We start from the raw sequence: 12,690 nt of genomic DNA on the forward strand, positions 1-12,690 counted from the left end.
CTAAATGAGGATTGGAGGCAAAAATCCCGGCCCCGCGTCGCTTGGAACGATAGTCCGCCGGGGCCAGTGTGGTTAGGGTCGGGGGGAGCGCCCCGCCGGCCCCCGCTAGCAGTTCACAATTTCTTAATACTGTCTTCACATTCGCCCCCTACTCTATTCCCCAAGCCGGCGGGTGAGGACGCCCGGCGGCGCGAAAGTACCCTCCCGACCATGAGGACGATCCTCGGTGATGAAGTCAGGCGTTCGGTTCTGTGCCGCGGTGCTCGTTAGCCTCCCGATCCTTGCCGGCTGTGGCCGCCAGGAGAGCATCAAGATCGACGGGTCGAGCACCGTCTACCCGATCAGCGAGGCGGTCGCCGAGGAGTTCCGGGAGGAAAGGCCGGGCGTCCGCGTCACGGTCGGGCTCTCCGGCACGGGCGGCGGCTTCAAGAAGTTCACCGCCGGCGAGATCGACATCTGCGACGCGTCGCGCGGCATCAAGCCCGAAGAGGTCGAGGCCCTCGCCGCCGCCAAGGTCCCTTACACCGAGCTCTCGGTCGCCTTTGACGGGATCGCGATCGTCGTGAACCCCGAGAACGATTGGTGCGACACGCTCACGGTCGAGCAGTTGGCCTCAATCTGGCGGCCGCTCGATGACTCGCCCGTCATGAAGTGGAACGAGCTCAATCCCGAGTGGCCCGACGAGGAGATCAAGCTCTACGGCCCCGGCACCGACTCGGGGACCTTCGAGTACTTCACGGAAGTAATCGTCGGCGAGGCCAAGTCCTGCCGTAGCGACTTCGCGGCCAGCGAAGACGACAACGTCCTGGTGACCGGCGTCGCTGAGGACAAGTACTCGCTCGGCTACTTCGGCTTCGCCTACTACGCCGAGAACGAGGACAAGCTGAAGCTCATCGGCGTCGCTCAGGGCGAAGCCGAACCGGTGCGTCCTTCGCTCGAGACGATCCGCTCGAACGAGTACGCGCCGCTGTCGCGGCCACTGTACCTGTACGTCCGCAACGACCTGCTCACCAAGCCCGAGGGCCTGGAGTTCGTCGAGTTCTACCTCGACCAGGCCGGCAAGATGGCGGAAGAAGTCGGTTACGTCCCCGTGTCGGACGAGGTCGCGGCCGAGAACCAGAAGCGTTTCGAAGCCGCCAAGCCGGCTAAGTAGCACCACCGCCCTCAGCGAATCCTTTTTCGATGTCGATGGCTACGGAATCCGCCTCGCTCCCGCCCGGTTCGCCGGCGCTGGGCACGCCTGCCGACAGCCGCGTCGCACGCCGCGGTTGGGAGGCCGCTATCCACGTCTTCTTGGCGGCCTGCGCGGGCTTGTCGGTGCTGACGACGGTCGGCATCGTCGTGGTGCTGCTGGCCGAGTCGTTGCAGTTCTTCCGTGAGGTGTCGCCGATCGAGTTCCTCTTCGGGACCGAATGGGCGCCGCTGATCAAGCCGCAGCACTTCGGCATCCTGCCGCTGTTCTGCGGCACGCTGCTGGTGACCGGCGGGGCGATCTTGATCGCCGCGCCGCTGGGCCTCGGAGCCGCGATCTACCTTAGCGAGTACGCCCCCACCCCCGTGCGTGAGGTCGTGAAGCCGTTGCTAGAGGTCCTCGCCGGCATCCCGTCGGTCGTTTACGGCGTGCTGGCGGTGACGACGGTGTCGCCGATCGTCCGCGCGATCTTTCAATCGGACAGCATCTTCAACGCTTTGTCGGCGAGCATCGTGGTGGGGCTGATGATCCTGCCGACGATCATCTCGCTCAGCGAGGATGTGCTGCGAAGCGTGCCGCGCGACTTGCGGTCGGCGGCGTTCGCGCTGGGCGCCACGAAGTACGACGTCACCGTGAAGGTCGTCGTCCCGGCGGCGCTATCGGGCATCATGGCGTCGTTCCTCTTGGCGATTTCGCGGGCGATCGGCGAGACGATGGCCGTCACGCTCGCCGCCGGCGCCACGCCGCAGTTGACGCTCAACCCCCTGGAGAGCGTTCAAACGATGACCGCCTACATCGTCCAGGTCAGCAAGGGCGACACGCCCGCCGGTTCGATCGAGTACCGCACGATCTTCGCCGTCGGCCTGGCGCTGTTCTGCATCACGATGACGATCAACCTGATCGCCCAGTGGATCCTCAGCCGCATGCGGGAGCAGTACGAATGAGCCCCCAGGCCGATCCCAACTCGCTCGAAGCGCAGCGCAGCTATCTCGGCTCGAAGCTGTTCGGCTGGCTCTGCGCCCTAGCGACCGCGCTGTGCATCGCGGCGCTGGTGTGGTTGCTGGTGGATGTGCTGATGAACGGCCTGCCGTGGCTCAGCTGGACGCTGCTCACGTCGTACCCGTCGCGCGACCCGGCGAAGGCGGGCATCCTGCCGGCGCTGATGGGGAGCCTGTGGCTGATCGGCCTGACGGCGCTGTTCTCGATCCCCACCGGCGTCGGCGCCGCGGTCTACCTCGAAGAGTACGTCGCCTCGAGCTGGTGGAAGAAGCTCGTGCAGCTCAACATCTCGAACCTCGCCGGCGTGCCTTCGATCGTCTACGGCATCTTGGGCCTCGGCCTCTTTGTCCGCGGCATGGCCTTGGAGCGGAGCGTCATCGCCGGGGCTTTGACGCTGTCGCTGGTGGTGCTGCCGATCGTGATCCTCTCGACACAAGAAGCCCTGCGCGCTGTGCCGGGAACCATCCGCCAAGCGTCGTACGCGCTGGGCGCGACGCGTTGGCAGACGGTTTGGAGTCAGGTGCTGCCGGCGGCCCTGCCGGGCGTGATGACGGGCGTCATCCTCGCCATTGCGCGGGCGCTCGGCGAAGCGGCGCCGCTGGTGGCGATCGGCGCAGTGGCCTTCGTGGCCTTCGTGCCGCAATCGCTGAGCGACGAGTTCTCCGCGATGCCGCTGCAAATCTTTAACTGGGCCGAACGGCCGCAAGAAGAGTTCCACGGGCTGGCGTCGGCGGCGATCGTCGTGCTGCTCGCCGTGCTGATCGTGCTGAATACGGGCGCGGTGCTCGTTCGAGCCAAGTACGGCCGACGGATCAAGTGGTAAACCCAATGCCGATGGCTGAAGACCAACCAACCCCCTCGCAAGCGATGCCCGAAACCGTCGCCATCCGCCGCCCCAAGCCGACGCTCAGCGCGCCGGCGATCGACCCGATGCGGCCGAGCCGCTCGGCCGACGAGCTGGCGGACGCGCCCACGAAGATCAACGTCACGGACGTCGATTTCTTCTACGGGCCCAAGCAAGCGCTCTTCGGGATCGACCTGGTGGTCCCCGAGAAGTGCGTGACGGCGTTCATCGGCCCGTCGGGCTGCGGCAAGAGCACGCTCTTGCGGTGCATGAACCGCATGAACGACATGATCGACGAGGCGCGGGTCAAAGGTTCACTGACGCTCGACGGCCAAGACATCTACGCCCCGCGCGTCGACGTGGTTGAGTTGCGCAAGCGCGTCGGCATGGTCTTCCAGAAATCGAACCCCTTCCCGAAGTCGATCTTCGAGAACGTCGCTTACGGCCCGCGCGTCGCCGGCGAGCGGAACAAGGCCCGCCTCTACGAGATCACCGAGCGTTGCCTCCGCCACGCCGCTTTGTGGGACGAGGTGAAGGACCGTCTGGACGACTCGGCGCTGGCCCTCTCCGGCGGCCAGCAGCAGCGGCTCTGTATCGCCCGCGCTTTGGCGACCGAGCCGCAGGTGCTGCTGATGGACGAACCGGCCAGCGCGCTCGACCCGGCGAGCACCTCGAGGATCGAGGACCTGATCTTCGAACTCAAAGAGCAGTACACGATCGTCATCGTCACGCACAACATGCAGCAAGCGGCGCGCGTCAGCGATCAGACCGCCTTCTTCTTCGAGGGCAAGCTGATCGAGGCCGGCCCCACGACCGACCTCTTCACCAACCCCAAGAAGCGGCAGACCGAGGATTACATCACGGGGCGATTTGGGTAAAGCGGTTAGCTATTAGTCGTTAGCTGTTAGCTGACGGCTGGACACTCCACTTTTTGCTAACTGCTAACCGCTAACGACTAACCGCTTACAGCTCCCCCATGTCCATCCATCTAGAACGCGACCTCGACGCCCTCGAACAGGACCTGCTCGCGCAGTCGGCCCTGGTCGAAGAGATGATCCGCATGGCGTGCCACGGCCTCTGCGCGCGGAAGCTCGGGCTCTCCGAGGAGCTGCAAGCGCGCGAGCCGGAGATCAATCGCCGTGAGGTGTTGATCGAGGAAGAGTGCCTGAAGATCCTCGCTCTGCACCAACCGGTGGCGGTCGACCTGCGGCGTGTGGCGACGGTGCTAAAGACCAACGCGGACCTCGAACGGATCGCCGACCTGGCGGTCAACGTCGGCGAACGCAACGACGCGATCGCCTCTTACCCCGAGCTGCCGCTCCCCGACTTTCTCGATCGGATGGCCGAGGCGGTAATCGCGATGGTGCGCGACGCGCTCGACGCGTTCGTCGAGCTCGACGCCGCCGCCGCACGGCGGGTGCGTCGGCAGGACGACGAGATCGACAACCTCAACCGCCGGGTCATCGACCGCGTCTACGAGATCATCCGCGACTCGCCCCACTTGGTGGAGCCCGCACTGCACCTGTTCAGCGCGTCGCGGCACATCGAGCGGATCGGCGACCACGCCACGAATATCGCCGAGGACGTGATCTACCTGGTGGAGGGCGAGATCGCCCGCCACCGCCGCGATCCCAGCCCGATGGCTCCCCAGCAGCCCCCCGCTGAGTAGCCGACGCTCCGAGAGTTCGACACGCCATGCTTTCGACTCGCCGAGCCGCGACGACGCTAGAGAACCGCTGCGCTTGAACTCTTCAATTGCTTGACCTGGAGGCCCCCTGTGGTCACCGCCTACCCCGCTAACTATCCCACCGCTGCCCCGCTGCGAACCGCCGATCGAACGATGGCCAAGGCAAAGATCCTTGTTGTCGAAGACGACCGCTCCCTGGCGGACGTGCTCGAGTACAACCTCCGTCAGGACGGGTACGAGACCTACGTCGCCTACGACGGCCAGGACGGCCTCAACCAATCGAAGCTCCGCTCGCCGGACCTCGTGGTGCTCGACCTGATGCTGCCGATCATCGACGGGCTGGAGATCTGCCGCCGCATCCGCGCCGACCCGGTCACGAAGAAGCAGCTCGTGCTGATGCTCACCGCCAAGGGCGAGGAGACCGACCAAGTGGCGGGCTTCTCGGTCGGCGTCGATGACTATGTCGCCAAGCCGTTCAGCGTGCGGGTGCTGCTGGAGCGCATCAAGGCCCTGCTCCGCCGGGTCACCAGCCCCACCCAACCCGGCGACATCCTCGTCAGCCAGGGCGTCCTCGTCGACCGCGAACGCCACCGCGTCACGGCCAACGAAGAGGTGCTCGACCTGACGCCCAGCGAGTTCGGCCTGCTCGAGGCGCTGATCCGTCAACCGGGCCGCGTCTTCAGCCGCAGCGAACTGATCGATGCGGCGCTCGGCGGCGACTCGCTAGTGCTCGAACGGACGATCGACGTGCACGTCCGCGCGCTCCGCAAGAAGCTCGGCGACCACGCCGACCTTGTGGAGACCGTACGCGGCGTGGGCTATCGCTTCCGCGACCCGGCCGGTGTGCGTTGAGGTATCGCGCAGAGACGCGGAGACAGCAGAGAGTTGTGGCGAGCTGACCACGTTAGTGGCCGGTGGACTCACGCCAGGGCGCTAAGGCGCAAAGCGAAGACGCGAAGCGTCGTATTTTCCCCCTCCCTCTTTAGGGAGGGGTTAGGGGACGGTCGGCGGTATCCGGCGTATCCTCGCATCGTGTGCCTTTGCTCCTTGATAATCCAGTACACCAACCTCTATCCGATCGACACCTTTTACCCTCCCCTAGCCCCTCCCTAAAAAAAGGGAGGGGAACCAACAGCTCAGCTTCGCCTCACCAAGAAAGCCCCGCCCTCAATTCTCTTTGCGTCGTCGCGTCTTTGCGTGGTTCCACCGGCCACTAACGTGGTCGGCTCGCTATGGACTTCTCTGCGTCTCCGCGTCTCTGCGCGAGACATCACGGCTAATTCATGATCTTCCGCATATGAAACTCCGCCTCGCGCGCCGTGCGGCATTCGCGGGTCACGACGTGGGCGTCGATCCCCTCTTCGGCTAGGGATTGCTTCTTGCTCGTGGTCCACTCCCGCGCGCCGGCGGGGGAGAGCATGATGCCTGCCGTGGTGTAGTAGACGCGGCCTTTCTTGTAGGTAACGCTGACGACGTAGTGCGTCTGGTTGACATACGGGTCGGTGTAGGCGGACTGCATCTTCCGGCTGGTGAGGTGCCGCTGGACCTCCTTCTCGATCGCCGCGAAGTCGTCGCCGAAGTGCTTGACGAACAGCGGGTCGGGCGCGCGGGACGACTCCGCGGCGATCGCCGAGAGGGGCGGGGACTTGCGCATGTCGGCGAGGTACGCCTTGAACGCTTCGGGCTTACGCTCGATTAGGTAGTGCGTCAGCCCCCAGGCGACGCTGTAGCCGTGGGCGGTGAGGCTCGGCGCGGCGACGGTCGTCTTTACGAGGCCGCCGTTCGCGGGTTGCGTGCGTAGGAGGTCGTGCATCCGCAGGTCGTTGACCATGCCCGCTTCGCTCCACTTGACGGTGCGGGTCGGCAGTTCATCGCCGCCGGTGCGAGTCAGCGATGACTGGACCCGCAACGGGCAGAAGTACTCCGGGACGCCCTCGCTGAACCACTGCGGCCAGTCCGAAAGCCGGTGCTGAATCCCCGTGTTGTGCAGCAGCTGGTGGATCGCCTCGTGAGCGACGACGTAGGCGCCCTGCTTTAACGCGAACTCGGGCGCCGCATCGAACAGCTTGTCGTCCTCATACAACACGACGCGATTGCTGACGCCGTTGTAGTACGCGGCGAAATCCTCGGGCACCTTCATGATGGCGTCGAACGTCGTGCGGTTGGAGGTGATGATCACCACCATCGGCGCCTCCGGCCGCTGCGGCTTGACGCCCCAAGCGGCGAGCTGCTTCACCACGCCGGCGAGCATGCTCTGGAGGATCGACTTCGTGTGCAGGTAGTATGCCTCGGAGCAATCGTAAACGAAGAGGTAGTAGCCCGCCGACTCGAACTTGTACTTGTCGAAGCCCTCGGACTTGAGTTGTTCGATCAACTCTTCGCGCGTCGCGGCGACGAAGGGGCCCTCGCTAGGCTTCGTGTCGCTGCGAGCGACCGAAGTGAGCACGCCGCTGGGGAGCATCACGACGCGGTGGTCGCCGACCTCGCCGAGGACGCGGACGACGCGGCCGCTGTAGATCGCGAACTCGCTTGCGGGGGGCGTCGGTTGAACGCCGTCGGGGATCGCCAAGCCGCTATAGTCGCCCGTATTGGCCGGCGCGACTCGGGGCTTGTCGGCGTCGGACGACTCGGGCTCTTGAGCCACGCCGAGCGTAGCGGTGAGCAGGAGCAGCAGAGTGAACCAGCGTAACGGCATGGATTCAGCGCCTCGTGCGGTGGGGAGAGGCCTTCATTGTAGCTCCGAAGCGCGAGCGAATCGAACCTGCCTACGGTCGTTGTGAGAGCGATTCGATAACACCGCCCGCGGCTAGCGCCGACGGCTCATGCCTGGGCTGGCGGCTGGCACTTCGCGCACCAGAAGGTCGTGCGGCCCGCGTCGCCTTGGCGGCGGACGGTGATCGGGGCGCCGCAGACATAGCATGGCTGGCCCGTGCGGCCGTAGACCCAGTGGCGGCCGCCGTCATCGCGGAAGCGGGTCACGCGCCGGCCCGGTCCGCGGTTGATCCGCATCAAGCGGTGCGACTCGCGCAGGTAGTCGAGCAGCCGTTCGTCGCTCAACTCGCCGATGCGCGTCCAGGGATTGATGCGGGCGGCGAAGAGGGTCTCGCTCTTGTAGACGTTGCCGATCCCCGCCGCGATCGTCTGATTCATCACCGCCTCGCCGATCGGCGCCGCGTTGTGCACCCGCATCCGTGCCAGCGCCGAGCCGAGATCGACGTCCTCGCGCATCAGGTCGGGGCCGAGCCGTTGCAAGTAACCATTGCGGCGCAAGTGGGTTACGGTCACAAGTTCGAGCAGCTTCGGGCTGAAGCAGACGATCGTGTGTTCGTCCGTGGAGAGGGCCAGCGCGGCGCTGGAGGGCTTCTTGCGCCACGGCTCGCCTAGCGGGTAGACGTGGACCGATCCGTCCATGCCGAGGTGGATATGGACGACCCGTTCGTCGTCGAACGAGAGCATCAGGTGCTTGCCGCGGGCGTCGACCTCGGTGACGACATGGCCAACAAGCGAAGCGGCGTCGATCGGATCGACGGTCGTGCGATCCGAGCTGCTAGCGGCCTTCACCCGCCGCCCAGCAAGCACCGGTCGCACCGCGGCGGCGACGCGGTAGAGAGTGTCTCCTTCCGGCATCCGTGCGTTCCTGGGTGAGTCTCCATCTACAGGTATCGCACAGGGGTTCGGGGCGTCAATCCGCTGAGTGGTGGAGCGGTAGTCAGGGATCAGTAATCAGGAGTCAGGAAGGCAGGCCGGTACAAGCGCAGGCGCAGGTTCGGCTAGCGGACAATCGACGCGGAGCGTCGTTGATCCCCCTCCCTTGGACAACGTTATGCAGTTGCTATCACGAGCTTTTGTCGTTTGAGGACGCGGAGGGCGTTGAGGAGGAGCTTGGCTTGGACCCAGAGGTGGACGCGGTGAAGGCGTCGGACCCAGCTTGGCAGGGGGCCCAGGCCGCCGGCGAAGCTGGTGAGGTTGCCGAAGCAGCGTTCGATCGGGTCGCGGAAGGCGAGCACGGCTTGTCCGAAGGGACGGCGGAGCATCTCCAGGCAGTGCACACGGCTGGGCTCGTGGCGGCGATGCCCCAACGCCTGCCCCGGCCGCTGCTGCTGGGCGATGATCTGATGACGCGGCGAAGCCACGCGGTGCAGCGGGTTGCTGTCGTACTGACGGTCCCCCGTCACATAGCCCTCGCCCGGCAGCTCTTCGAGCAGCGGACGAGCGGCCGTCGCGTCGCCCGTGTTCATCGGCTCCACCCGCCACACCGAAGGGAGCGGGCCCTCGCCCCACACCACGTGCAGCTTGTAGCCCTTCGCGAAGCGGTTGGCCGCCCGCCCCACGCGCGCGTCGGGGTCCTTGCTGTAGGAACCGATCGGCAGCGGCTTGCTGTCGATCCGTTGCAACCACCAGCGCCGCGGGTCGCCCCCCAACGCCTGCTCCAGACGGCCCAGCAGCTCCCTCACGCCACGGCTCCGTAGCCGGCGGCTCATCGTCGATTGCGACGGGAACGGAACCGATAGCTGCGGCGGCCAGTTGTCGGGCTGGCAGGCCCAGCTGGTGGGCCGGTCGTGGACCACCGCCCATAAGAACACCGCCACGACCTCCGACGCCCGGTAAAACCCGCCCGACCAAGCGTTGTCCAGCCGCCTGGCAATCGCGTACAGTTGCTCCCAGAGTTCGCGTTCCATCTGGCTTCTCCCTTGGTTGGTCCCAAAAGAGATTCAGTAGAACGCGAACTCCCTTCGTTTAACCCCTGCTAGCAACTGCATAACGTTGTTGGAGGGAGGGGGACGCGGAGCTCGGCTTCGCCTCACCAAGATACGCACCTAGCGCCTCCTTCGCGCCTTGGCGGCTTTGCGTGAGTCCTCCGACCACTTGCATGGCCGGCTCGCCTCTAGCCGTCTGCGGTTCCGCGGCTCTGCGCGAGACTTCTGCTAGCGTTACCGCCGTTTTGTCTTGCCCAGTTTGACTCCGTTGCCGATAGTCAGTTGCAGGCATTCTTACCGTACTATCTGCGACCTCATCATGGCTGACGACCAATCCGTGGAAGGCCTCGACTTCGGCGACGCCGGTGACCCCGTGCGGATTCGGCGGTGGGAAGAGTCGGACATCCCGGCGCTGGTCGCTGTCCAGCGTGAGTGCTATCCGGGGATGGCCGAAGAGACCTATATGGACGAGCGGAAGCTGCGGATGCAGCTGGCCGCCTTCCCGGAGGGGCAGTTTCTCGCCGAGATCGACGGCCGCATCGTTGGCTACGCCAGCTCGTTGATCGTGATCCTCGACGACGAGTCGCCGTGGCACTCGTACGACGAGATCACGGGCGTCGGCACCTTCGGCACGCACGACCCGGCGGGTGATACGCTCTATGGCGCCGACATCGCGGTCGTGCCCGACTGGCGCGGCAAGGGTTTGGCGGCCCGACTCTACAAGCGTCGCAAGGCGCTGCTGACGCGGTTCAACTTGCGGCGCATGGTCGCGGGCGGTCGGCTGCCTGGGTACTCCGAGCACGCCAAGCGGCTCAAGCCGATCCAGTACGTCGAGGCCGTCAAACAGGGGCAGCTCCGCGACCAGGCCCTCTCGGCGCACCTCAAGGCGGGCTACACGGTGCGCGGCATCCACTACGGGTACCTGCGCGACGGCGAGAGCATGAACTACGCCACATTCCTCGAGATGCCCAACCCGGAGTTCGACCCGGCGCGGCGGCTGATCGCGGGGGCGCCGATCCGCCGGCCGGTGCGGAAGATCCGCGTCTGCGCCTGCCAGTACCAACTGCGGCCGCTCACCGACTGGGCGCAGTTTGAGATGCAGGTCGAGTTCTTCGCCGACGCCGCGAAGGAGTTCCACTGCCACTTCTTGTTGCTGCCGGAGCTGTTCACGGTGCAGCTGTTCACGCTGCTGCCGTCGGATATCGACACGCACGAGGCGGTGCGCGAGATCGCGAAGATGCACGACCAGTACGTCGAGCTCTGCAAGCGGATGGCGGTCAAGCACGGGCTGTACTTTATCGCGGGTTCGCACCCGGTGATCGACGAGGAAGGCGACCTGCTCAACGTCGCGCACTTGTTCACGCCCAGCGGCGACGTCTACACGCAGCCCAAGCTGCACATGACGCCCAGCGAGCGCAACTACTACGACATGCAGCCCGGCGACGTGCTGCGGGTGTTCGACACGCCGCTGGGACGCATCGGGATTCTCGTCTGCTACGACATCGAGTTCCCCGAGCTGTCACGCCTGCTCATGAAGCAAGGCGTCGAGGTGCTCTTCGTACCGTTCGCCACGACCGAGCGCAAGGGCTACCACCGCGTCCGGCACTGCGCGCAGGCGAGGGCAATCGAAAACGTGATCTACGTGGTGCTCGCCGGCTGCGTCGGTAATCTGCCGCAGGTGAACAGCTTCTTGATCACGTACGGGCAGGCCGCCGTCTGCACGCCCTGCGATTTCTCGTTCCCCAAGGACGGCGTCCTTGCCGAGGGCGAGCCGAACAACGAGTCGGTCTGCATCGCCGAGCTCGACCTCAACGACCTGGCGATCCAGCGCGACATCGGCACCGTGCGCCCGCTGCAAGACCGCCGCGACGACCTCTATCAGGTGAGCAGTACGATGCGGATCGAGACGATCCAGGTGCGGTAAGCAGTTTTAACCACAGAGCCACAGAGAGCACGGAGGACGCACATAGTTCGCCTCTCTGTGCTGTCCTCAGCGCCCTCGTTGTCTCAGTGGTTAATTGAATGCAACCGATTGTGGGAGGCGTCTCCAGACGCCGATTACGGTTTCCTAGCCGAATACGGCATGGTGCGCGTAATCGGCGTCTGGAGACCCCTTCCACAAAGATGGGTCTCGCCAATCGAAGGATCGACCGCTCTCAAGCCACTTGCTGGGCTTCGGCGTAGGTTGGGAAATCGATATAGCCCTCGGCGTCGTGCGAGTAGTAGTCGGCGATCTCGGCGGGCGGGTTGAGGGGCCAGCCGTTGGCGAAGCGTTCGACAAGGTCGGGCGTTGCGATAAACGGCCGGCCGAAGCTGATGAGGTCGGCGTCGCCGCGGGCGATGGCGGCCTCGGCGGTCTCTTTCGTGTAGCCGGAGTTCCCCATCAGCGGGCCGCTGAAGACTTCGCGGAAATCGGCAAGCGTCATTGGCGGGCCGAAGTCGTGCGCGCCGCGATCAACGCCGTCGACCACGTGTAGGTAGGCGAGCCCGAAGCGATCGAGCAACTTCGCCGCCGCGGTGAACTGCTCGCGGTAGTCGGGCGACCCCATGTCGTTATAGACGCCGTTGGGCGACAGCCGCACGCCGACACGATTGGCGGGGAAGACCTCGGTGACGGCGGTCACGACTTCTTCGAGGAACCGCAAACGGTTCTCGACCGAGCTGCCGTATTGGTCGGTGCGGTGGTTGGTCTTCGACTGCAAGAACTGATCGATGAGGTAACCGTTCGCCGCATGGACTTCGACGCCATCGAACCCCGCGTCGCGGGCGCGCTGGGCAGCGCGGCGGTAGTCGGCGACGATGCCGGGGATCTCCTCGGTCTCCACCGCGCGGGGCGTCTCGTAGGGGAGCTTGCCGCTTGGCGTGCGTGCGGCATCGCCCTCGATCTTGATCGCCGACGGCGCGACGGGGAGCGAGCCGTCGTGGTACGACGAGTGCGATGAGCGCCCCATGTGCCAGAGCTGGTTGAAGATCACGCCGCCCGCATCGTGGACCTTGGCGACGAGCTTACGCCACCCGGCTTCGTGCTCGTCGGTATAGATGCCGGGGGACTGGGTCCAACCGTTGGCCTGCGGGCTGATGGTGGTCGCCTCGGTAACGATCAGGCCGGCGCCCGATCGTTGGACGTAGTACTCCGCCATCAGATCGTTCGGGATGCGCTCTTCGCCAGCGCGGGCGCGGGTCAGTGGCGCGAGGACGACGCGGTTGTTGAGCGGGAGGCCTTGGAGGTCCAGCGGTTGCAACAGGGGGCTAGTGGCCATGATGGCGGACT

At 65.5% G+C, this 12,690-nt stretch carries 11 protein-coding genes; 7 read left to right on the plus strand and 4 right to left on the minus strand.

Annotation, left to right across the window (positions count from 1 at the left end):
* Positions 1-229 precede the first annotated feature (229 nt).
* The 6 genes from Spa11_RS19410 (at position 230) to Spa11_RS19435 (ending at position 5,574) form a co-directional block, all read left to right on the plus strand.
* On the plus strand, positions 230-1,153 hold the full coding sequence (locus Spa11_RS19410; protein WP_145115666.1) for a PstS family phosphate ABC transporter substrate-binding protein: 924 nt from the start codon (positions 230-232) through the stop codon (positions 1,151-1,153).
* A gap of 35 nt (positions 1,154-1,188) precedes the next feature.
* The gene (pstC, locus tag Spa11_RS19415; RefSeq protein WP_145115670.1) at positions 1,189-2,136 is read left to right on the plus strand and encodes a phosphate ABC transporter permease subunit PstC; all 948 of its coding nucleotides are present in this window, start codon (positions 1,189-1,191) and stop codon (positions 2,134-2,136) included.
* Positions 2,133-3,014, plus strand: coding sequence for a phosphate ABC transporter permease PstA (pstA, locus tag Spa11_RS19420; RefSeq protein WP_145115673.1), 882 nt, complete (start codon positions 2,133-2,135; stop codon positions 3,012-3,014). Before pstC ends, pstA begins: the two co-directional genes overlap by 4 nt.
* Before the next feature lie 107 nt (positions 3,015-3,121).
* Positions 3,122-3,913: a phosphate ABC transporter ATP-binding protein PstB gene (pstB, locus tag Spa11_RS19425; protein ID WP_145117071.1), complete on the plus strand. Its 792-nt coding sequence runs from the start codon at positions 3,122-3,124 to the stop codon at positions 3,911-3,913.
* 98 nt (positions 3,914-4,011) lie between these two features.
* Positions 4,012-4,704 carry a phosphate signaling complex protein PhoU gene (gene phoU, locus Spa11_RS19430; RefSeq protein ID WP_145115679.1) on the plus strand — a complete coding sequence of 231 codons (693 nt, stop codon included), beginning with the start codon at positions 4,012-4,014 and terminating at the stop codon, positions 4,702-4,704.
* 108 nt (positions 4,705-4,812) lie between these two features.
* Positions 4,813-5,574 carry a response regulator gene (locus Spa11_RS19435; protein ID WP_315851336.1) on the plus strand — a complete coding sequence of 254 codons (762 nt, stop codon included), beginning with the start codon at positions 4,813-4,815 and terminating at the stop codon, positions 5,572-5,574.
* A 424-nt stretch (positions 5,575-5,998) separates the two neighbouring features.
* Here Spa11_RS19435 and Spa11_RS19440 read toward each other — a convergent pair whose 3' ends face one another.
* The 3 genes from Spa11_RS19440 to Spa11_RS19450 all read right to left on the minus strand — a co-directional run bounded on the left by Spa11_RS19440 (position 5,999) and on the right by Spa11_RS19450 (position 9,401).
* On the minus strand, positions 5,999-7,417 hold the full coding sequence (locus Spa11_RS19440; RefSeq protein ID WP_145115683.1) for a DUF1570 domain-containing protein: 1,419 nt from the start codon (positions 7,415-7,417) through the stop codon (positions 5,999-6,001).
* A gap of 125 nt (positions 7,418-7,542) precedes the next feature.
* The gene (locus tag Spa11_RS19445; RefSeq protein ID WP_145115688.1) at positions 7,543-8,349 is read right to left on the minus strand and encodes an Fpg/Nei family DNA glycosylase; all 807 of its coding nucleotides are present in this window, start codon (positions 8,347-8,349) and stop codon (positions 7,543-7,545) included.
* 194 nt (positions 8,350-8,543) lie between these two features.
* On the minus strand, positions 8,544-9,401 hold the full coding sequence (locus tag Spa11_RS19450; protein WP_145106905.1) for a transposase: 858 nt from the start codon (positions 9,399-9,401) through the stop codon (positions 8,544-8,546).
* A 337-nt stretch (positions 9,402-9,738) separates the two neighbouring features.
* On the opposite strand from Spa11_RS19450, the gene Spa11_RS19455 reads away from it, so the two are divergent.
* A complete protein-coding gene (locus Spa11_RS19455; RefSeq protein WP_145115692.1) occupies positions 9,739-11,343 on the plus strand; it encodes a bifunctional GNAT family N-acetyltransferase/carbon-nitrogen hydrolase family protein in 1,605 nt (534 codons plus the stop codon).
* A gap of 232 nt (positions 11,344-11,575) precedes the next feature.
* On the opposite strand, the gene Spa11_RS19460 is transcribed toward Spa11_RS19455, so the two are convergent.
* Positions 11,576-12,679, minus strand: a complete 1,104-nt coding sequence (locus Spa11_RS19460) for an alkene reductase (protein ID WP_145115696.1) — start codon at positions 12,677-12,679, stop codon at positions 11,576-11,578.
* Positions 12,680-12,690 lie beyond the last annotated feature (11 nt).

The sequence above is a fragment of the Botrimarina mediterranea genome, assembly GCF_007753265.1.
In the GTDB taxonomy this organism is placed as follows: domain Bacteria; phylum Planctomycetota; class Planctomycetia; order Pirellulales; family Lacipirellulaceae; genus Botrimarina; species Botrimarina mediterranea.